We start from the raw sequence: 19,657 nt of genomic DNA, 5'->3' as shown, positions 1-19,657 counted from the left end.
TTCGCGGATTGCATACCGAATATCCGGTTTCTATGCGCGCGAATCGGTGAGGAGTTCGGGGTGGTGCGGGTCGGCGAGGTCCGCCCGGTCGGCGGGGACCACGGGAGCGGTGCGGTGGTGGAGGGGGCGCGGCCGGCGCTCTGGCGTGTGCAGGGCGGCCCGGGTGGCGGCGGTGCCGATGAAGCCGGTGGTGCCGGTGATGAGGATGTGGCGATTCATGGTCACGTCCTTGTGGCCCGACGGTGGCTGCTTGTTAAGATACGGGGTGTTTGGTTTTGTTTTCCAGGTGCGCAGGGTGGGGTGGTTGTGGTGGTGCGGCAGGAGCGGGCGGTGCGGACGCGTCGGGCGATTCTGGAGGCGGCGGCGTCGGTTTTCGATGAGTTCGGGTATGAGGGGGCGACGATTGGTGAGGTGGTGGCGCGGGCGGGGGTGACGCGGGGGGCGGTGTACTTCCATTTCGCGTCGAAGCGGGAGTTGGCGCAGGGGGTGGTGGAGGAGCAGTTCGTTCAGGAGGAGATTCCTGAACGGGTTTGCAAGCTGCAGGAGTTCGTGGATACGGGGATGGTGGTGGCGCATCTGATGCCGCGGGATCCGCTGTTGAGTGCGGGGGCACGGTTGTCGTTGGGCCAGGATGCGTTCGGGGATCTGGGTGGGGGTGTGGTTCCGGGGTGGATCGTGCGGTTGGAGGGGTTGCTGGTGGCGGCGGGGGAGCGGGGGGAACTGTTGCCGCATGTGGTGCCGGCGGATTCGGCGTGGCTGGTGACGGCGTCGTGGGCGGGGGTGCAGATCCAGTCGCAGAAGTTGTCGGGGCGGGTGGACCTGGAGCGTCGGGTGGCGGGTCTGTTCCAGCATGTGATGCCGAGCATCGCGGTGCCGGGCGTCCTGGGCTCGTTGCTGATGGGGCCGGACCGCGGAGCGCAGGTCGTGGCGGAGGTCGCGGCGGCCCGTGCGGCGGCGGTGGCCGATGTGGCGGCGGAGGGCGTCGGCGTGGCGTAGTGGTGCCGGGGGCGGCACGTGGGCCGGTAGGGCTCGCCCGTGTTGTCACTCCGTGAACGTCCTTGCTGGGCAGGGGGATTCGGCGGCGGCGCGTGACCGGTGAGGTCCGGCGCCGCCTTCGCCGTTTCCGGGGGCGGTGTCGGGTGCGGGGGCCGAGGGTCGGTCGGGCCTCCTCGGTGGGGGGCGTTGGTGCGGGAGTTGGGGATGGAGCCGTCGGCGGGGTTGCGGCGGTTGCGGCGTTCGGTTCTGATGGCGGGGCCGGAGCGTGGGGAGTCGGAGCGGGCGGAGGTGGTGGCGGGTACCGGGGGCGAGGGTGCTCCGGGCGGCGGACGCCTCACCCGGGTCGGGCGAGAGTCGGCGCCAGTCCGGGCGCGGGTACGGCGGCGGTCCTGATGTGCTTGCGGGTGTGAAGGGTTGTGGGTTCGGTGGTGCAGGAGAGGTCGGAGCGGACACGGGGACGTCTGGTCGAGGCGGGTGCGGCGCTCTTCGACAGAAGCGGCTACGCGGGGGCGACGCTGGGCCAGATCGCGGGGGCGGCCGGAGTGACGAAGGGGGCGCTCTACTTCCACTTCGCCTCCAAGGAGGAGTTGGCGCGGGCGGTGCTGGAGCGCGCCGAGGGCTCGATGCGTGCGGCCTGCGGCACGCTGCGGGCCGGTGCGTCGCCGCTGCAGGCAGTGATCGACGCCGGGTACTGGCTGGTCGAGTCGCTGGAGTCGGACGCGGTGACGCGGGCGGCGTTCCGCCTCGGCCGCGAGGGCGGGGTGTGGCAGGGCGGGACCGGGCCGGTCGGCTCCATGTCCGGGGTGGAGGGCTTCCACGCGGTATGGGCGGGCGTGGTGCGGGAACTGCTCTCCGCGGCACGCAGGTTGGGGGAGCTGCGGGACCGCTCGGGCGGGGTCGGGCCCGAGACGCTGGTGGTGACGGCGGCGTGCGGGCTGGAGGTGGTGTCCGGCGGCGGGTGCGGCCGGGAGGAGCTCTCGCGCCGGGTCGAGGCGCTCTGGGAATGGCTGCTGCCCTGCCTGGTGCCCCCGGGCGCGGTGGGCGCCTACCGGACCGGGCCCCCGCCCCGCTGACGCCGGCCGGTGCGGGGCGAATGTCAGTGCGAGTCGCCATGATGGCGGTATGAAGGACGCAGCCACCCTGGCCTCTCCCGCTGTCTTGGCCTCCCCGGACGCCTACGCCGATGCCGTCGCCACCGCCGTGCGCGCGGCCGCGGCCTACTACGCCGACGGCACCACCCCGCTCGGCGACGACGAGTACGACGCCCTGGTGCGCACGATCGAGGCCTACGAGCGCGAGCACCCGCAGGAGGTGCTCCCCGACTCCCCGACCGGCAAGGTCGCCGGCGGCGCGGTGGTCGGCGACGTTCCGCACTCGGTGCCGATGCTCTCGCTCGACAACGTCTTCTCGGCGGAGGAGCTGGACTCCTGGGCGGCCGGTCTGGAGCGCCGCCTCGGCCGGCCGGTGACCGCCTGGTGCGTCGAGCCGAAGCTGGACGGCCTCGCCGTCGCCGCCCGTTACCGGGCCGGCCGCCTCACCCAGGTCCTGACCCGCGGCGACGGTCTCGCGGGCGAGGACATCACCCACGCCGCCGATGCCGTCCTCGGTCTGCCCGACCGGCTCGCCGAACCGCTCGACATCGAGCTGCGCGGCGAAGTCCTGCTCACCCACGAGCAGTTCGAGCACGCCAACGCCGTCCGCACCGCCCACGGCGCGACGGCCTTCGCCCACCCCCGCAGCGGCGCCGCCGGGACTCTGCGCGCCAAGGACCGCCCCTACCGCGTCGAGCTGACCTTCTTCGCCTACGACGCCCTCGGCCTGCCCGGCCTCGACCACGGCGAGCTCCTGGCCCGCCTCGCCGGGCTCGGTGCCCACACCGCCGCCGGCACCGCGGCCGACCCCCGGCGCTGTGCCACCCTCGCCGAGGCGCAGCAGCGGATCGACGAGATCGCCGCCCTGCGCGCCGCCCTGCCGTTCGGGATCGACGGGGTCGTGGTCAAGGCGGACGCGGTCGCCGACCAGGAGCAGGCCGGGTCCGGCTCCCGCGCCCCGCGCTGGGCGGTCGCGCGCAAGCTCCAGGCCCAGCACAAGGTCACCCGGCTGCTCGGCGTGGAGTGGAACGTCGGCCGGACGGGCATCATCGCGCCCCGCGCCGTCCTGGAACCGGTGGTGATCGACGGCGTCACCGTCACCTACGCCACCCTGCACAACCCGGCGGACATCGAGCGCCGGGGCCTGATGATCGGCGACCAGGTCTTCGTCTACCGCGCGGGTGATGTCATCCCCCGGGTCGAGGCCCCGCTGGCGGACCAGCGCACCGGTGCCGAGCAGCCGGTCGTCTTCCCCGAGGTCTGCCCACGGTGCGGGGACGCCATCGACACCTCCGAGCAGCGCTGGCGCTGTGTGCGTGGCCGCGCCTGCCAGACCGTCGCCTCGATCATCTACGCGGCCGGCCGCGACCAGCTCGACATCGAGGGCCTTGGCGGCACCCGGGCCGTCCAGCTCGTCGAGGCCGGACTGGTCACCGACCTCGCCGACCTCTTCACCCTCACCAGGGAGCAGCTCCTCACCCTGGAGCGGATGGGCGACACCAGCGCCGACAAGCTCCTCGCGGCCATCGAGACCGCCCGCGCGCAGCCCCTCAACCGGGTGTTCTGCGCGCTCGGGATCCGGGGCACGGGCCGCACGATGTCCCGCCGGATCGCCGCGCACTTCGGCGCGCTGGCGGCGATCCGGGCGGCCGACGCCGAGGCGCTCGCCGAGGTCGACGGCATCGGTGTCGAGAAGGCCGCCGTGATCGTCGCCGAACTCGCCGAGGTGGCGGTCCTGTTGGACCGGCTCACCGCACAGAACGTCGGTACCGCGGTCACCGCGCCCGTCGTACCGGCCAGGGCCGGCGGGTCCACGGCGGCAGCCGACGGGGTGGAGGACGGGGCCGAGGGGGCCGAGGGTGGAGCGGCGGTGGGACCGCTGGCCGGCCAGCACGTGGTCGTCACCGGTGCCATGACCGGCGCCCTGGCCGAGCTGTCCCGCAACGCGGTGAACGAACTCGTCGAGCGCGCCGGCGGCAGGGCCTCCTCGTCCGTCTCCAAGCGCACCACGCTGCTGGTCGCCGGGGAGAAGGCCGGCTCCAAGCGCGCCAAGGCGGAGGAGCTGGGCATCCGGATCGTCACCCCGGAGGAGTTCGCCGTCCTGGTCGCCGATCAGCTCGGCTGACATCCGCGGCTCCGGCTCCGGCTTCGGCTCTGGCTTCCGCTTCCGCCCCTGCCCGGGCGCCCGGGCCCAGGCCTGCCACGTCGGCCCGCCGCCGGTCACGGGTGCGACGCCCCGCATGGTCGAGGCGCGTCACCTCTCCGTGGCCGAAGAAGCGTTTGACGCCGTCGAGGTCGCCCGGCACGCCGTCGGGGAACGGTGTCTGCCGGGCGCGGTGGAGGCGGGTCACCGCAGCTGGAGACCCACCCGGGCCCCTTCCCCCGCCCGGCGAAGGGCGGCGCCCGGGTGGGGTAGGGTGACCGGTGCCGAATGTGATCGCGATCTTGGGGAGGTGAGACCCATTACCGGTGTGTCGGAGCGGGTGCTCCCCGGGAACGGCCGTGTGGGCGTGGCGCCGAGCGCATAGCGCGCCGCGCCGGTTCGGTGACGGCCTTGTGGGGAGCCCTGGCGGATTGTTCCGCCTTTTCTTTGAGGGGTTCTCTTGTCGGTTTTCTCTTCTGTGCTGCTGCGTTCGTCGGTCGCCGCCCGGCTGCGGGCGGCGGGGTGCGTGTTCGCCGAGGACGAGGCGCGCATCCTGCTCGCCGCCGCCACCACACCGGCTCAGCTGGCGGGCATGGTCCGGTCCAGGGCGCAGGGCCGTCCGCTGGAGCACGTCGTCGGCTGGGCCGAGTTCGGGGGCCTGCGGATCAGCGTGGACGACGGCGTGTTCGTCCCCCGGCGCCGCAGCGAGTTCCTGGTGAGCACCGCGGCCGGGCTGACGGGCGCGGACGCGCTGGTGGTCGACCTGTGCTGCGGCAGCGGCGCACTGGCAGCGGCTCTGGTGACGGCGGTCGGACTCCCGGTCGAGGTGTACGCGGCGGACGTCGACGAGGCCGCCGTGCGGTGCGCGCGCCGGAACCTGGCCGCCGTCGGGGGCCGGGTGTTCCAGGGCGATCTCTTCGAGCCACTGCCGGCGGCCCTGCGGGGCCGGATCACCGTGCTGCTGGCCAACGTGCCCTATGTCCCGACCGCCGACATCGAACTGCTGCCGGCGGAGGCCCGCCTGCACGAGGCGCGCCCCGCGCTGGACGGCGGTGCGGACGGCCTGGACGTGCTGCGCCGGGTGGCGGGGCAGGCCCCGGAGTGGCTGGCCCCGGGCGGTTCGCTGCTGTTCGAGACCAGCGAGCGGCAGGCGCCGGAGGCCCTCGCGGTGGCGGGGGCGGCCGGACTGGACGCGGCCCTCTCCTGGTGCGAGGACCTGGACGCGACCGTGGTGACCGCCACGCGCCGCTGACCACCGGCCGGCCCGTCGGTACGCCTGCGCACCGGGCACCGGGCGGGTGCGGCTGCTGGACGCCGACCGCGCCCGCCCGGCGGTGGAGGCGGTGTACGACGGGGTGCGGCGGACCCGGACCGGCTGGCCGCGGCGCACCACCCCGCTCTGGGACGTCCGCCTGTACGACGAGCCCCGGATCCGGGACGGCGCGACCGCCCTGCGCCACGCCGTCCACCACGACGCGGACGGCACCCCCACCGGCTACGCCCTCTACCGCCTCAAGTCCGCCGAGCGCCAGGCGTTCAGCGGTAACGGTGACGCCGGCGGCGGCACGGTGCGGGTCGTGGAGCTCGCCGCGGCGAGCCCGCAGGCGTATGCGCGGCTCTGGGGCCACCTCATCGGTGTCGACCTGTTCGACCGGCTCACCCACGAGGGCGCGGTGGACGAGGCGCTGCCGTATCTCCTGCGCGACCCACGGGCCCTGCGCAGCACGGTGGTGGACCGGCTCTGGGTACGCCTGGTGGACGTGGCACGCGCCCTGGCGGCGCGCCCGTACGCGGCGCAGGTGGAGACGGTGATCGAGGTCGAGGACGCCTTCTGCCCCTGGAACACCGGCCGGTACCTGCTGCGCGCCGGGGCCGGCCGGCCGGCGCTGTGCGAACGCACCGATCGGGAGGTGGAGTTGGCGCTGCCGGTGGCCGATCTCGGCTCCGCCTACCTGGGTGGAACGGCCCTGGCGTCGCTGGCCGGAACGGGCCGGGTGCGGGAGAGCCGCCCGGGAGCGCTGGCCGCGCTGGACACGGCGCTGCGGGCGGAGGGCGCGCCGTTCTGTCCGGGTGGGGAGTCGTTCCCGGTGTACTGACCGAGGCGGGCGTACTGCCGGGCACGGGCCGCAGGACGGCGAGGGCCTGGGGCCCGGGCCGTCGCCGGGTAGTGGGTGAAGGGCGCGTCGTACCTTGGCTTCGGGTGGGGGCGGGCGCGGATTCGTGCGGGATCCGGTGAATTCGCCATAGTGCCAAGGGGTTTGTGGGGTGCGTCGGATTCGGTTTCCGTCGCCTGCCCCATCCGGCAGAGCCGCAGGTCGTCCGACCTGCGGCTCTGGCGTTCCCCGGGGCTGTGCGGGTCAGTGGGGGGCGGTCGCGAGGGCTTCGATGGCGGGGACGAGGGCGGCGGGGGTGGGGAGGGCGTCGTTCTCGGCCCGGAGGCGGGCGGCGGCGTCGCGGAGCCCCGGGTCGGTGACGAGGCGGGTGAGGAGGGGGGTGTCGACGTCGTCGGAGGCGGAGCGCAGGGCGGCACCGGTGGCGGTGAGGATGTCGGCGACGGCGAAGTTGTCGGCGCCCTGGGGGAGGAGGAGCTGGGGCACGCCGGCCTGCAGACCGGTGAGCGTGCTGCCGGAGCCGCCGTGGTGGACCACCGCGTCGCAGACGCGCAGCAACTCCGCCAGCGGGACCCACGGCAGCGGGCGGACATTGGCCGGGAGTGTGCCGAGGAGGGTGAGGTCGGCGTCGCCGACGGCGAGCAGGAACTCGGCGTCGACCGAGGCGGCGGCTTCGATCAGGCGGGCGATGGCGTGCAGGCCGTCCATCTCGGCGACCACGGTACCCAGGGTGACGGCGACCCGCGGTCGGGCGCCGCGGCGCAGCAGGCCGGCGGGGACCACGCCACCGCCGTTGTAGGGGAGATAGCGCATCCGCAGGCCGCCCGGGTCGCCGCCGAGCGCGGCCGGGACGATGTTCAGCGGGGTGGACTCGGCAGGGGCGGCGACGCCGTGTGCCTCGTAGAGGTCGGTGAAGTGGCCGGCCAGTCGCGCGGCCATGTCGAGGCCGGAGGTGAAGCCGAAGTTCTGCAGCGCCGCCGGGATCTTGAGCTTGGCCGCGACCAGCTGGGCGGAGGCCAGGCAGGAGTCGTGGATCAGCAGGTCGGCGTCCCACTCGTCGGCGGTGGCCAGCAGGCCGTCCACGGTGGATCGGGAGGCGTAGGCGAAGGCGGTGGCGGCCAGATCGAGGATCTGCTCCTGAGCCAGCTCCGGCATGGCGTAGTGCGCATCCTCACCGGCGACGACCTCGAACGCCTCCCGGAGCGGTCGGCCGTCGCCGATCTCGACGATCGGGAAGCCGGCCGCCCGGAGCTGATCCATGGGCTTCGGGCTGGCGAACAGGATCTCGTGCCCGGCGGCCCGAAGGGCCTGTGCGGTCGGCACCATCGGGAACAGGTGGCTGGGCGCGGCCGGGCCGGTGAAGAGTATGCGCACGGTTGTCTCCTGGTCGTTCTTCGGCTGATCGAGATCGAATCTGCGCGGGCCGGGCCCGCCTTCTCCGTCAACTGATGGACGGTCAATTCCTCTTCCCGGCACGATCGATAATCGGACGTTCTGGCAGAGGCCTTGTCAACGGGGGTACGGTGTGCTCCGCTCTCCCGCCCCGGACACCGGGGCGGCGCTCGCGGCCGAGCGCGGCCTGCCGTTCTCGACCTGGAGTCCGGCCAAGCCGATCGACTCTCTGACCAGGTCGGCGACCCGCCGGGTCGGGATCGTCCGCGCGGTGATCACCCGCGGTAGCCGATGCCCGCCGGAAGAGTCGATGCCGGCCGGAAGAACTGTGCCACCGGCCACTTCTGTCGGCAGTACAGCCTGGTCCGGGCAGGGGCATTCATGATCTGCTGGCCGCGCACACGCATGTGCACACCGCCATCACACAAAGGCTCTCCATGAGGCGATTTATTCAACGACGGGCGGCGTGGCCCGTGTCGGCCGTCCTGCTCGCGGGGGCATCGGTCACCGGTCTGTCCCCGGCCCCGGCCTCGGCAGAAGTGCTGACGCCTCCGCTCGGACAACCGGTGGTGTTCCAGAGCATCGGAGACGGGCAGGGCGACGGAGGCAGCCAGGGCCTCGCCGGAGGCAGTGGCTTCCAGATCTCCGGCACCGAGATCCTCTTCCGCGCGACGCCGCCCAAGGGCGACGAGGACAACCAGCAGTGGAAGCTGGAACAGTCCGGCGCCGGCACCTACAGGGTGCGAAGCCTCACCAAGGACGGCTGCATGAGCCGTAGTTCCGACACCGCAGGCAACGCGCGCCTGGCGTTCCAGCAGAACTGCGCCGACCCGAGCACCGACTGGATCTTCGACCGGGTGAAGGGTGAGCGCTACCGCATCCATCCGGCGCAACACCCCCAGGAGACCCTTGAGACGCCGCTGGACCTGTCCGGCGAGGTCACCTTCTCGCCCATCACGGTCAGCGGCGACCGCCAGCAGTGGTACGTCACTCCGGTCGCGTTCCCGCACGGCGCCATGCCGGCCGACGGCGACCGGACACTCGATCAGATGACCTTCCTGACCACGCACAATTCCTTCAACAACACCCCTGACACCAACGGTCACGCCTGGTTCGTGGCCAATCAGAACCAGTCCATCGCGAACCAGCTCCAGGGCGGAGTGCGGGCTCTGATGCTCGACGCCCACTACAACAACGGCAAAGTCCGGATGTGCCACGAAACCTGTATGGGTGACGACGGCGGCAAACCGATGTCCTACGTCCTCACCGACATCGCCAACTTCCTCAAGGCCCCGGGCAACGAGAACGAGATCGTCACCGCCTTCGTCGAGGACTACACCACCGCCGAGCAGATGCGCGCCGAGGTCGGCGGCCAACTGGGGGCCGGCGGCCAACTCGACGGCCTGGTGTTCGATCCGCTCGACGACAACCCGACGGACGGCAAGCCCGGATTCGAGGTGAGGGCCAAGGGCTGGCCCACGCTGTCGGCGCTGCGGTCGAGCGGGAAGCGCCTGATCCTCTTCTCCGACCGCGACGACAAGACGGACCTCTTCCCTGACGACCCGAGCCGGAACGTCGGCTTCATGTTCCAGAAGGACTGGACCGTCGAGAACTACTGGACCATAGGCGGCCCCGTCGGGAACTCGGACTGGACCTGCAAGTCCCGGTGGAACGAGATCCCCCTCGCGAAAGAAGAGAAGGGGTTCCGGCGCCTGTTCGTCATGAATCACTTCCGTGACGCCCCACTGTTCGACACGGCGGCGAAAGCCGACAACGAAAAGGTCCTCAACCGCGCCGAACGGTTCTGCACCCCGGCCGCACGCAAGAAGCCGAACTACCTCGCCGTGGACATGTACGAGCTGGGCAACCCGCTGAGTGCCGTTCAAGCACTCAACCAGTACACCTACCAGGGCGACACCCCGGGCTACGGCGGCACCCCGAACGAGGTCGTTTCGAACAAACCCGTCGCCGACGCACCCGGCGGTTCGCTGAACGCCGCCTACTCCTACCTCCAAGGGGTCCTGGACGCCCACGTCGACAGCGCCCGTCCCCTGGGAGTGCCGCGAAGCTACACCGGCGGCCACTTCGACGACACCGGCGACTTTCCCGACGGCTACCAGACCTCCTTCACCTACGACAACGCGGTCGTCATCGCCGCGCTGCTCCAGGGGTCCCGCCGTGACCCCGAACGCGCGATCCGACTCGGCGACAGCCTGCTCTATGCCCAGCAGCACGACCCCGCCACCGCCAACGAAGTCATGACCAGGACCGACGGCAGGATCCGCGCCTCCTATCTGCCCGACCCGTTCATCACGACCCTCGGCCGGGACTACCCCGTCGGAACCCCCTACATCGGCGGCTGGTCGGTGTACACCGGGAACATGGCGTGGGCGGGAATGGCGTTCTGCCACCTGTACCGGGCGACGGGAGACAACAAGTACCTCGACGGCGCGCTCAAGGCGGCCGAGTGGATCCAGGCCAACGCCTACGACGGCGGCGGCATCCCGGGCTACACCGGCGGCTACGCCGATACCTCGGAGAACGGCACCGCAATGGTCAAGAAGACCTGGAAGGCCACCGAGCACAACATCGACGTCGGCGCGCTCTTCGGCATGCTCGCGGATATCACCGGCGTCCAGAAATGGCGCGACGGGTCGAACACCGCCTTCGCCTTCGTGAAGAGCATGCAGGCCGACGACGGCCGCCTGTGGACCGGCACCGGCAATGACGGCGCCAGCATCAACCAGGACACCATCCCGGCCGACGTGCAGATCTGGAGCTACCTGGCAACCCTCAGCCCGGACTTCTCCCGCTCGGTGGACTGGGCAGCGCAGAACATCAAGGCGACCGACGGGATCTTCACCGGGATCGGCTTCGCCAACCCCAACTCCTACCGCCCCGACCTGGTGCAGCTCTACAGCTCCAAGGTCTGGTTCGAAGGCACCGCCCACCTTCTGGCCGCCTACCACGCCCGCAGCGCTCCCGGCGACGGCGACAAGGCCGCGATCCTCCAGAAGACCCTGGAAGACGCTCAGACCTCAGCTCCCAACAACGACGGGCACGCCATCGTCGCCGCCTCCAGCGACGGACTCGAAACCGGCCAGGGCGACCTCTACTACGCCTCACGCCACACCGGCGCCACCGCCTGGTACCTGCTGGCGGGCTCAGGAGCGAACCCCTTCCGCCTGTAACGACACAACGCCCACTGAACAGGGCGGCCTTCCCGCAGTTCCCGGCCGACGACCGCACCGACTCGCGTGCCGTCAGTCCATTGCATCGGCGGAGCCTCGGGCAACTGCGCGCAGTCGCCCGAGGCTCCGGCCCGGCGCCTGCTTGAACAGGGTTTTCCCGGTCCTGACTGACGGTCTGGTCGATGGTGGGGGTCCGGGTGTGGGCTGGGTGGCATGGGGTCGTGGATGGGGTCGGCCCGGGCGGGTTTGTTGTGCGTCGTGCGTGCGGGTCGGAGTCGGAGGCGCTGGCCGGGATCGATGTGGTCGCGGCCGGGGGTGACGTCGGGCGGCGGGCGAGTATCCGGCGGTGGTGCCGGCAGGGCCTGGTGGTCGTGGCGGAGGACGTGTCCGGTCTGCTGGGGTACTGCGTGCTTGAGTACACGTTCTTCGAGCAGGGTTTCGTCACGATGCTGATGGTGGCGCCGCCAGCACGTGGCAGGGGTGTCGGTCACCGGTTGCTGGAGGCGGTCGCCGACTCGTGTACGACCCCGAGGCTGTTCACCTCGACGAACGTCTCCAACCGGCCGATGCGGCGGCTTCTTTGGAGCCAGGTCGGTTTTCTCCACGGTCTCGATGAGGGCGACCCCGAGCTGTTCTACCTCTGCCGGCCGCAGCCGCAGCCGGCGAGCCCGTGACGGGTGGTTTGAGGGGGCCGTACGGCGCCGCCGGACGGGCCGTCCCCGTGGGCCTGTGAGGCCCTGTCACGTCCTGTTGTCCGCGGCGTCTCCCGTGCACGTCCCGGCGGTTTGACCGGGGGAGCCGGCCGGCCCGTGGCGTGTCCGCGGTGGTACGTGTCTTCCGGTTGCGGGGTGTCGTCCGGTGGGTGCTGGTTCCGTCCGGTGGGGGTGTGGGGCGGGGGGTGGTTCGTGGGGTGTGTGTCCGGTGTGTCCCCGTGGGTGGTGTTGGCCAAGTCACGTTGTGGCGGGGGGACTTGATGGCGGGAGGTGGTTCTAGAATTGCGGTGGGTTCCCCCGTGCGCCGATTTCCCTCGCCGGTGCCGGGTGGCCTGGGGTTGGGGTAGGTGTTCAGTGGCGACCATGGGAAGGGCGGCGACCGTATGAGTCCCGCACTGCGACCGTTTCGTGTCGAGGGAAAGGCCGTTCAGCTCGCCGGGTATCTGGCGCAGGAGGAGATCGGTGATCTCGTCGGCTGTTCGTGTATCGGTGACGAGGTCGTCATCGATCTGTCCGACACGCATTTCCTGATCGGTCTCGTCGAGGTGGGCGGAGCGCTGCGGCTGGACTTCCACATGGCTCACGACGGTGCCGCGCGTGCCCGTTCCTGGAGCCGCCGTCTGCCCGCGGGTACGGGAGGGCGTGAGATCGCCCGGCGTATCGCGCTGGACGTGCGGGCCCTGGCCCGGGAGCTCGCCCCGCTGCGCCGCAACCCCCCGGTGCCGGTGGCGCCGGGGGGTGCGGGCAGTGCGGGTGGCGCGGGTAATGCGGGTGGTGATGTCAGCGGCCCTGGAGGGTTTTGACGTTGTTGCCGAAGGTCCAGTTCTTTGAGCCGTCCCAGTTCAGGGACCAGGTCATCAGGCCTTTGAGGCGGTTGGTGGTGGTGGTGCCGTAGGTGTTCCAGGCCTGGGCGACCTGGGTGGTGTTCATGTAGCCGCCACCGGCGCCGGGCTGGGCGGGCAGGCCGGGGACCTGCTTGTCGTAGGGGACACGGACGGTGGTGCCCTGGACGGTGAGGCCCTTGTCGAGGCAGTCGGTCTGCTGGGTGAAGCCCTGGACGGTGCCGGCGGAGTAGGAGTCGCCCGCGCAGCCGTACATGCTGCCGTTGTAGTACTGCATGTTCAGCCACCACAGGCGGCCGTTGTCGGCGTATTTCTTGATGACGGGCAGGTAGGCGCCCCAGATGGAGCCGTAGACGATGCTGGCGCCGGTGACGTAGGCGGTTTCGGGGGCCATGGTCAGGCCGAAGCCGGCGGGCATCGCGGCGAGGATGCCGTCGATGATGCGGATCAGGTTGGACTGGGAGGGGGAGAGGGCGGTGATGCTGCCGCTGCCGACGAGGCCGGTCTCGAGGTCGATGTCGATGCCGTCGAAGTTGCCGGCTTTGAGGATCGGCACGATGGTGGCCACGAACCGGTCGGCGACGGCGGTGGAGCTCAGGTCGATGCCGGCCGCGGCCCCGCCGATGGACATCAGCACGGTCAGGCCGTTGGCCTTGGCCTGGCACACCTCGGTGGGGGTGGGAACCTTGACGCCGGTGTCCATGCCGTCCTGCCACAGCGCGGTGCCGTCGGAGAGGATCACCGGGAACGCGGTGGTGACGACGTTGTAGCCGTGCGCGGGGATGCGGGCGTCGGTCAGCGGGATCCAGCCCATCGGCGGGTGGACACCGTTGGCGGCGCCGTCCCAGTTCTCCCAGTAGCCCTGCAGCACCTTGCCCGTGGGCCGGCTCTGCAGCGCGCAGGTGGCGCCTGCGGCGGCCTGTGTCCCCGCCCGGGCGGGGGCGGGTGAGGTGGGGGCGGCGGTGGCGGCGGGCGCGGCCGAGGCGAGGGCCAGTGCCAGGGCGGCGCCCAGCAGTCGTGCGGTCCGTGTGGTCATGACGGTGTGCTCCCTTCCGGCCATGGCCTGGCGGGCCCGGGGCGGGCCGGCGTGGGGGAGGCCATGGCGAGTGACGTGGGGGTGTTCGGCGGGAAGCCCGACCGCGGGGTGTCACGGCCCTGACAGGTGTGGGGTGTCCGGGGCGCGTTCCGCGGTCGCAGGGAATCGTAGGAGCACCCTGATGAACCGTCAATAGGTCTGGACCAATCGGTGGTCCGGGGAGCCCGGAGCCCGGAGCCCGGTTCCCGGTTGACGGTGCCGGCGCCTGTCTCGTCCGTGCGGGCCGGCGCGGGTTCGGCGAGCATGGGTGGCAGGCCGGGGTCGGCGTGGAGGTGGCGATGAGAGTCGTGTTCGTGCACGGGGCGTGCGTGCGGGACGGGTCGTGGTGGTGGCACCGTACCGCCGGGCTGCTGCGGGAGCGGGGGGTGCCGAGTGTGGCCCCGGCGCTACCGAGCTGCGGTGAGGCGGGCCTGCCCGGCGGCGTCGACGGTCCGGGGCTGCCCGAGGACGTTGCCGCGGTGCGGCGGGTGCTGCGGGCCGTCGACGAGCCGACCGTCGTGGTCGCCCACAGCTACGGCTGTGTCGTCACCGCAGAAGCCGCTGCGGGAATCGGGTCGGTGCGCCACCTGCTGCTGGTCTCCGGTTATCTGCCCGAGGTCGGGCAGAGCCTGTCGGAGTTCGGGGACGGCGGCCCCGCCCCGTTCCTCGACGTCGACCCCGGCGCCGGCACGTTCGGGGTCCGCCCCGAACTGCTCGTGGACACGTTCCTGCAGGACTGTGACGCCGAGGTCCAGGCGCAGGCGGCGGACCACCTCGCCCGGCAGAGCGTGAAGGTGACCGGGCAGCCGGTCGGGGCGGCCGCATGGCGGCAGGTGCCCTCGACGTACCTCGTCTGCGCTCAGGACCGGGGCACCGCGCCGCGGCTGCAGCGCGAGTTCGCCCGCCGGGCCGGCGGCGTCGTCGAGCTGGACGCCGGCCACCACCCGTTCCTGTCCCGGCCCGCGGCGGTCCGGGACCTGCTGCTGAGCCTGTGACGGCAGCCGCGGACGAGCCGGGCCGGCGGTCCGAGGGCCCGGAGCCCGGAGCCCGGCGTGCTGCGCGACGGCCGGCTGCTCGTGCGGCTGCGGCCCGGCGGCCGCGCACTGGTCCGGCTCCTCCTGGCCGGGCCGGGCGGCTTCCTCCGCCCCGGCGGTCGCCCGGCGGACGGAGACGGCCTGCGGGTGCTCGCCCGCGTTCCCCGGCCCGAGCCGCCGGGACACCTGCCCACGCCCCCCGGGCAGGTGCTCGCCGCCCCGCGCCCTGCCTCCGTCCGCTCAGGCGCCCGCGCTGCCGTGGAGGACCAGAGCCCAGCACAGGCACCCCAGTGCCGCCGTGCACAGCAGCGCCCGTGCCACGTTCCACCGCACCCACCGCGCCTCGAACCGCCCGCGCACCGCCGCCGGGTCCCCGATCCGCGGCGGTGTCCCCGCCGCGGCCAGCGCGTCGTTCAGCGGGATGTTGATCCGCCGGGTCACCCCCAGCGCCGCCACGTAGAACACCAGCGCCGCCACCACCGCCGGCAGCACGTGCCGCCCGTCGGCCGGTACGTGCAGCGCCACCGCCGCCCCCGTGCACAGCAGCGCCCCCACGAACCCCAGCATGAACCAGCCGTTGAGGATCGCCACGTTCACCCGTTGCATCACCTCGATGAACGTCCGGTCCTCCGCCTCCCGCAGCGCCGGCATCACCGAACACGCGTAGGCGTAGAACAACCCGGCCGTCAGCCCGGTCGTCACCGTGGCGGCCACGAGCGCGATCACACGCGACAGTTCCATCGTGCAGTCCCCTTCCGGCGGCCGACCCGCCGATCAACCGTCACAACACCGGCCACTGCTTACCCCGGCCACTCAAGACCCTCTCAAATGACAGACCGTCAACCCATGCCAAGCACCCAACGGTTGGGTCACGGTCGCGCTCTCACGGGACTCCTCGACGTGCCCGGAACCCGCCGGGCGTTCCTGCCGCGCCCCGTCCTCACCCCCACGTGATCAGCGAGCACCATCGATCATGTGCCGACCGGTATCAACCGCAGAGGGCACATACCCCACGTCGTGCAGGATCGCGCTCACCATCAGAGGCACACCTCGACCGCCCGGATCCGGGGCCGGCAACTTGGCCCGGGCGAAGACCGGTTGAGAGTGTGCCCACCGAGGAGGAAATTCCGACAGGAGCCTGTCCGCGAGGTCGTGCGCAGTTTCCAGCCGCATCGCCCCAGGCTACGGGTCGTCCGGTGAATGATCTCCGGGCTGGATCGGCCGGGGCCGGCTGCTGTGGGCTGCTCGTGGTCCCGATGGTGCTCTTGCCCGCCGTTTCAGCCTGTCCGGCGTCGTCATGGAGCAGGGCGCCAGGACGGTGTGGCCGAGAGCGCCCGGCGGCTGCGAGTGGGAGGTCCGCGGGGAGTGGATCACCCGCCCGCGGACCCCGGCACCGCGCCGGCGGCGCGAGGCGCGGACGGCCGACCCGGCCCCCGCGCCGCCGGGAGTCGCCACCGGAGAAGTCTCCCGCCCCGCCCCGTCACACTCGCGTGCCGCGCTCCGTCGAAGCGGTGACAGCCACGGACCCGAAGGAGACGGACACCATGAACGACGCCCGGATGCCCGACCCCGCCTCGTTCCCGGGGCGATGCCCGCGATCCTCGCCGTGGCCAAGGCCGCCCGCACCGGCGGCGTTCCGCAGACCACCCTGGAACTGGTCCACCCGCGGGCCGGCCGGATCAACGGCTGCAGTTACCGCGTCATCGGCGGGATCGCCGGCACCGGGAAAAACGGCGAGAGCGACGAGCGGCTGCACGCGGTCGCCGCCTGGCGCGAGGTGCCGTACCTCACCGACGCCGAACGCGCGGCGCTCGAACTCGCCGAACACGTCACCCGCCTCGCCGACCGGGCCGTGGTGCCCGACGACGCCTGGAACGCCGCTGCCCACTTCGACGAGAAGCAGCTCGCGAGCCTGGTCCTGTGGATCAGCCTGACCAACCTCTTCAACCGCCTCCACGCCACCACCCGCCAGCCGGCGGCGCCACCTGGTAACAGGGAGATCGGGAGTCAAAAAGCGCTCTGGGTCGAACTGCCCGTCCAACCGCCCACACGCCTGCCTCGCTCCCGCTGCTCCTCGGCCGGGATCGACTGAACACCCCCGAACCGGATCTCCCGTGCGACCCCCTCGCGACGGGCCGGCATCCCGGGCGTGGAACGCGGTGTTCGGCCGACGGCAGGACCACCTGCCGGTACGCGCTTACGTGGATCAGCCGGTGCAGTGCATGTGACGGAAGAAAATCATGCGAGACACATCAGGTGCATCGTCAAGAATGTCCTCATGACCCGTCGGATCGAAGCCCCCTGCGCCGCCGATGCCGCAGCTGTGGGCCGGATGCAGCTGAGGGCTTGGCTCGAGACGTACCCCAACGAAGCGGCGGGGATCGACGAGACGTGGATCCGCGAGCACCGCGGGTCCTCTGCCACGGCGGAGGGCATCGCCCAGTGGCGGGAGTTCATTGAGGAGGCCGAGCGGCAGCCGGACCTGCTCTTCTGCCGTGTCGTCCGCTCCGGGGCGGAGATCGTCGGGTTCCTTTGCGGCCGCCGGGACGGGACGGTCACCCTCGGACCGATGTACCTGCTCGACGAAGCCCAGGGCCAGGGCATCGGACAAAGGCTGATGGGCGAGTTCCTCGCATGGGCGGGGGACGTGCGGATACGCCTCTGGGTGACTGATTACAACGAAAGGGCGGTCCGCTTCTACGAGCGCCACGGATTCACGTTCACAGGTGAGCGCGAGCTCTGGAGAGGCAGGCTGTCCAATGCGCGCATGGTCCGCGACTCCACGCTGGACCGTGAGATCATCTGAGACACCGGGCGGATCGGACCAGTTCGTCCGAGAGCGGGGCCCGACGGATCGGGCCGACCAGACGGGGACGGGTTCTTCATGGCCGCTGCCATGTCACCATGACGCGCGGCCGACGGGCGCAACGCACCCGGCGGGGAACGGCGTTCGAGCGCTCGAAGACGCTTCGGTCAGTGGCGCTCCGGAGCGCTCGCACGGGAACCGCCGCGTCGCGCCCGCCCGGCCCCGCACGCCTGGTCTCCCAGGAACGCGCCGGGGGTGTGCGGCCAGGCGACGGGCCCGGCCAGCGTCTCGAAAAGCGCCTTGAACGGTTTGGTCCCCACCCGGCGACGCGCCCGGCACAGCGCGGAGATGCACGGCCGCGCCAGGGCGAGGGCGTCCAGACCGGCGGCGAGCTTGCCCCACACCGCTCCCCCCTCGCTCCCCAACGACTTGGACAAGCGCAAGCAGGTCTCCATCATCAAGTGCGAGGCGACCCCGGACGGGTGGCACGCGGAGGGTCTGGCGGCCAACCCGGACAAGAAGGCGGCGAATTACAAGATCGCGGTTGACTTCACCAACCCCGAAGCCACACTGCTCGCTTCCGGCAGTACCTCCCTGGACGTAGACGCAGAAAAGGACGGAAAGTGGGAAGTGCGGGAGAAATTCACCGCGCCCAAGGGAACATTGTGCGTGCTGGGCCCAGTGTCCTGAGAGGGGAGACGGACACAGTGTAGGCTTTGCCCTATTTCGTAGAAACTCGCCTGTTATAGAACCAAGTCCAGGTTAATGACGCTCGTGGCGTGCTGCTGCTCGTAGTCGATGGGGCTGCGGTAGCCGAGGGCGGAGTGCCGCCGCTTGCGGTTGTACCAGGCCGGCCAGGCGAAGACCGCGATGCGGGCCTGCGCCCGGGTCAGCCGGCGTGAACCGTAGAGCAGTTCACGCTTCAACGCGGCGAGGAATGACTCCGCCAGCGCGTTGTCGTAGCTGGAGCCGACCCGGCCCATCGAGCGCCGTATCCCGTGCGTCCGGCAGACCCCGGCGAACGCACCCGACGTATATTGGCCAGGTTCAACCAGTGGACGCAACACTGGCTTGTTGGGTCGATAGTAGGTGGTTGTTGAGGGCTTCGGCGGGTGTCTTCCAAGCGAGGGTCTTGCGAGGCCGGCTGTTGAGCGTGGCAGCGACCGCCTCGATATCCTCCGCGGTCCAGCGGGACAGGTCTGTGCCCTTCGGGAAGTACTGCCGCAGCAGGCCGTTCGTGTTCTCGTTGGTACCGCGCTGCCAGGGGCTATGCGGGTCGGCGAAATAGACCGGGACGCCGGTCTCGATCGTGAACCGGGCGTGTGCCGACAACTCCTTGCCGCGGTCCCAGGTCAGTGACCGCCATAGCTGCTCGGGCAGGGTGCCGATCGTCGTCGCAAGTGCATCCTTCATCGTCACGGCGCCGTAGCCAGCCAGCGGCGGCCCGTTCTTGGTGCGGGGGACGACGCCGTAGCCGTCCTGGCGGGGCAGGTAGACGAGCACCGTGAATCGGGTCGTGCGCTCGACCAGCGTGCCGATCGCCGATCGCTCGAGTCCGATCAGCAGGTCGCCCTCCCAATGTCCGGGCACAGCGCGGTCGTCGGCTTCGGCCGGCCGTTAGCTGATCAATACCTCAGGCGTGATGTGGGCCCACGCCTGCCGCTTGGATCGGGCCCGGGGCACCCGCAGGGCCCTGCCGGTGCGCAGGCAGGTGACAAGCTCGCGCTTGAGCGCTCCCCTGCCTTCGATGAACAGGGCCTGGTAGATCGCCTCGTGGCTGATCCGCATGGAATCATCATCGGGGAAGTCGACCTTCAGCCGGTTCGCGATCTGCTCCGGACTCCACGCCGTGGCCCACCGGCGGTCGCCGCGGTGCGGCTTGTTCCTCCCGTTCCACGGCGCGGCCTCTGGCCCCAGTGCCGTCCCGTCCGGGCGGCTGACCTGGCCTGAAAGTCTGTCCTGCACGTAGTCCCTCAGCCGGTCGTTCGCGGCCAGCTTTGCCGTCTTCGGGCGCTGAGCCACGAGGTCGGCCTTCCACTGCGCGACCGAAGCCCGATAGTCCATTCGGCCGCCACGGGGCGCGGCGTTACGCCGTAGCTCTCGGGACACGGTCGATGGATCGCGGCCGAGGCGTCGCGCGGTCTCCCGGACTCCGATGCCCTGCGCTTTGAGAGGGCGGTTCGAGAGTTGATGTCCGTTTCGAGTTGAGGTTGGGGAGAGGGCTGCTGGCTGCGGGGGTTCGGTCGGCTACTGCTTCTTGGTG

18 protein-coding genes and 1 pseudogene are annotated in these 19,657 nt (G+C 71.4%); 12 read left to right on the top strand and 7 right to left on the bottom strand.

Annotated elements, in window-relative coordinates:
• Nucleotides 1–30 precede the first annotated feature (30 nt).
• Nucleotides 31–219: a hypothetical protein gene (locus tag ACIQIB_RS35515; protein WP_400763092.1), complete on the bottom strand. Its 189-nt coding sequence runs from the start codon at nt 217–219 to the stop codon at nt 31–33.
• An 87-nt stretch (nt 220–306) separates the two neighbouring features.
• Here ACIQIB_RS35515 and ACIQIB_RS35510 point away from each other — a divergent pair, with 87 nt between their 5' ends.
• The 5 genes from ACIQIB_RS35510 (at nt 307) to ACIQIB_RS35490 (ending at nt 6,326) form a co-directional block, all read left to right on the top strand.
• Nucleotides 307–996 (top strand): ScbR family autoregulator-binding transcription factor, encoded by a 690-nt coding sequence (locus ACIQIB_RS35510; protein ID WP_363612267.1) that lies wholly within the window; start codon nt 307–309, stop codon nt 994–996.
• Between the two features lie 425 nt (nt 997–1,421).
• Nucleotides 1,422–2,069 carry a ScbR family autoregulator-binding transcription factor gene (locus ACIQIB_RS35505; RefSeq protein WP_400763091.1) on the top strand — a complete coding sequence of 216 codons (648 nt, stop codon included), beginning with the start codon at nt 1,422–1,424 and terminating at the stop codon, nt 2,067–2,069.
• A 49-nt stretch (nt 2,070–2,118) separates the two neighbouring features.
• The gene (gene ligA, locus ACIQIB_RS35500) at nt 2,119–4,212 is read left to right on the top strand and encodes an NAD-dependent DNA ligase LigA (protein WP_400763089.1); all 2,094 of its coding nucleotides are present in this window, start codon (nt 2,119–2,121) and stop codon (nt 4,210–4,212) included.
• Between the two features lie 478 nt (nt 4,213–4,690).
• A complete protein-coding gene (locus ACIQIB_RS35495; protein WP_400763087.1) occupies nt 4,691–5,482 on the top strand; it encodes a putative protein N(5)-glutamine methyltransferase in 792 nt (263 codons plus the stop codon).
• 46 nt (nt 5,483–5,528) lie between these two features.
• Entirely contained in the window at nt 5,529–6,326 is a 798-nt protein-coding gene (locus ACIQIB_RS35490) for a sterol carrier protein domain-containing protein (RefSeq protein ID WP_400763085.1), read from the top strand.
• A 261-nt stretch (nt 6,327–6,587) separates the two neighbouring features.
• On the opposite strand, the gene ACIQIB_RS35485 is transcribed toward ACIQIB_RS35490, so the two are convergent.
• Nucleotides 6,588–7,715 carry a nucleotide disphospho-sugar-binding domain-containing protein gene (locus ACIQIB_RS35485; RefSeq protein WP_400763083.1) on the bottom strand — a complete coding sequence of 376 codons (1,128 nt, stop codon included), beginning with the start codon at nt 7,713–7,715 and terminating at the stop codon, nt 6,588–6,590.
• Nucleotides 7,716–8,302: 587 nt separating this feature from the next.
• Here ACIQIB_RS35485 and ACIQIB_RS35480 point away from each other — a divergent pair.
• The 3 genes from ACIQIB_RS35480 (at nt 8,303) to ACIQIB_RS35470 (ending at nt 12,440) form a co-directional block, all read left to right on the top strand.
• Entirely contained in the window at nt 8,303–10,924 is a 2,622-nt protein-coding gene (locus tag ACIQIB_RS35480) for an RICIN domain-containing protein (protein ID WP_400763081.1), read from the top strand.
• 221 nt (nt 10,925–11,145) lie between these two features.
• Complete coding sequence (locus ACIQIB_RS35475; RefSeq protein WP_400763079.1) at nt 11,146–11,598, top strand: GNAT family N-acetyltransferase; 453 nt, start codon at nt 11,146–11,148, stop codon at nt 11,596–11,598.
• 422 nt (nt 11,599–12,020) lie between these two features.
• The gene (locus ACIQIB_RS35470) at nt 12,021–12,440 is read left to right on the top strand and encodes a hypothetical protein (protein ID WP_400763077.1); all 420 of its coding nucleotides are present in this window, start codon (nt 12,021–12,023) and stop codon (nt 12,438–12,440) included.
• Here ACIQIB_RS35470 and ACIQIB_RS35465 read toward each other — a convergent pair.
• Nucleotides 12,418–13,515: a chitinase gene (locus ACIQIB_RS35465; protein ID WP_400653019.1), complete on the bottom strand. Its 1,098-nt coding sequence runs from the start codon at nt 13,513–13,515 to the stop codon at nt 12,418–12,420. The two genes, ACIQIB_RS35470 and ACIQIB_RS35465, sit on opposite strands and share 23 nt — an antisense overlap.
• Nucleotides 13,516–13,853: 338 nt before the next feature.
• Between ACIQIB_RS35465 and ACIQIB_RS35460 the strand changes: the two genes are divergently transcribed.
• Complete coding sequence (locus ACIQIB_RS35460) at nt 13,854–14,549, top strand: alpha/beta fold hydrolase (RefSeq protein ID WP_400763075.1); 696 nt, start codon at nt 13,854–13,856, stop codon at nt 14,547–14,549.
• Between the two features lie 279 nt (nt 14,550–14,828).
• Here ACIQIB_RS35460 and ACIQIB_RS35455 read toward each other — a convergent pair whose 3' ends face one another.
• On the bottom strand, nt 14,829–15,329 hold the full coding sequence (locus ACIQIB_RS35455) for a DUF1772 domain-containing protein (protein ID WP_400763073.1): 501 nt from the start codon (nt 15,327–15,329) through the stop codon (nt 14,829–14,831).
• Between the two features lie 847 nt (nt 15,330–16,176).
• Here ACIQIB_RS35455 and ACIQIB_RS35450 point away from each other — a divergent pair.
• Nucleotides 16,177–16,680 (top strand): carboxymuconolactone decarboxylase family protein, encoded by a 504-nt coding sequence (locus tag ACIQIB_RS35450; RefSeq protein WP_363612243.1) that lies wholly within the window; start codon nt 16,177–16,179, stop codon nt 16,678–16,680.
• Between the two features lie 186 nt (nt 16,681–16,866).
• Nucleotides 16,867–17,394 carry a GNAT family N-acetyltransferase gene (locus tag ACIQIB_RS35445; protein WP_400763071.1) on the top strand — a complete coding sequence of 176 codons (528 nt, stop codon included), beginning with the start codon at nt 16,867–16,869 and terminating at the stop codon, nt 17,392–17,394.
• A 167-nt stretch (nt 17,395–17,561) separates the two neighbouring features.
• On the opposite strand, the gene ACIQIB_RS35440 is transcribed toward ACIQIB_RS35445, so the two are convergent.
• Nucleotides 17,562–17,831 (bottom strand): transposase domain-containing protein, encoded by a 270-nt coding sequence (locus ACIQIB_RS35440; RefSeq protein ID WP_363612239.1) that lies wholly within the window; start codon nt 17,829–17,831, stop codon nt 17,562–17,564.
• On the opposite strand from ACIQIB_RS35440, the gene ACIQIB_RS35435 reads away from it, so the two are divergent.
• Nucleotides 17,824–18,084, top strand: a complete 261-nt coding sequence (locus ACIQIB_RS35435) for a hypothetical protein (protein ID WP_363612237.1) — start codon at nt 17,824–17,826, stop codon at nt 18,082–18,084. The genes ACIQIB_RS35440 and ACIQIB_RS35435 overlap by 8 nt on opposite strands.
• Before the next feature lie 53 nt (nt 18,085–18,137).
• Here the strand turns inward: ACIQIB_RS35435 and ACIQIB_RS35430 are convergent, their stop codons facing one another.
• Nucleotides 18,138–18,461, bottom strand: a complete 324-nt coding sequence (locus ACIQIB_RS35430; RefSeq protein ID WP_363612236.1) for an integrase core domain-containing protein — start codon at nt 18,459–18,461, stop codon at nt 18,138–18,140.
• Nucleotides 18,442–19,566: pseudogene (locus ACIQIB_RS35425) on the bottom strand (IS30 family transposase); the annotation flags it as partial. The pseudogene ACIQIB_RS35425 and the gene ACIQIB_RS35430, both read right to left, overlap by 20 nt.
• Nucleotides 19,567–19,657 lie beyond the last annotated feature (91 nt).

The sequence above is a fragment of the Kitasatospora sp. NPDC092286 genome (genome assembly GCF_044755565.1).
Lineage (GTDB): Bacteria > Actinomycetota > Actinomycetes > Streptomycetales > Streptomycetaceae > Kitasatospora.
This window is presented reverse-complemented; position numbering and strand designations above follow the sequence as displayed.

Bases quoted from the DNA above. Each gene is read 5' to 3' on its own strand.
- ACIQIB_RS35515 (WP_400763092.1), bottom strand. From the start codon at position 219: ATGAATCGCCACATCCTCATCACCGGCACCACCGGCTTCATCGGCACC.
- ligA (WP_400763089.1), top strand. From the start codon at position 2,119: ATGAAGGACGCAGCCACCCTGGCCTCTCCCGCTGTCTTGGCCTCCCCG.
- ACIQIB_RS35470 (WP_400763077.1), top strand. From the start codon at position 12,021: ATGAGTCCCGCACTGCGACCGTTTCGTGTCGAGGGAAAGGCCGTTCAG.
- ACIQIB_RS35465 (WP_400653019.1), bottom strand. From the start codon at position 13,515: ATGACCACACGGACCGCACGACTGCTGGGCGCCGCCCTGGCACTGGCC.
- ACIQIB_RS35460 (WP_400763075.1), top strand. From the start codon at position 13,854: ATGAGAGTCGTGTTCGTGCACGGGGCGTGCGTGCGGGACGGGTCGTGG.
- ACIQIB_RS35455 (WP_400763073.1), bottom strand. From the start codon at position 15,329: ATGGAACTGTCGCGTGTGATCGCGCTCGTGGCCGCCACGGTGACGACC.
- ACIQIB_RS35450 (WP_363612243.1), top strand. From the start codon at position 16,177: ATGCCCGCGATCCTCGCCGTGGCCAAGGCCGCCCGCACCGGCGGCGTT.
- ACIQIB_RS35445 (WP_400763071.1), top strand. From the start codon at position 16,867: ATGACCCGTCGGATCGAAGCCCCCTGCGCCGCCGATGCCGCAGCTGTG.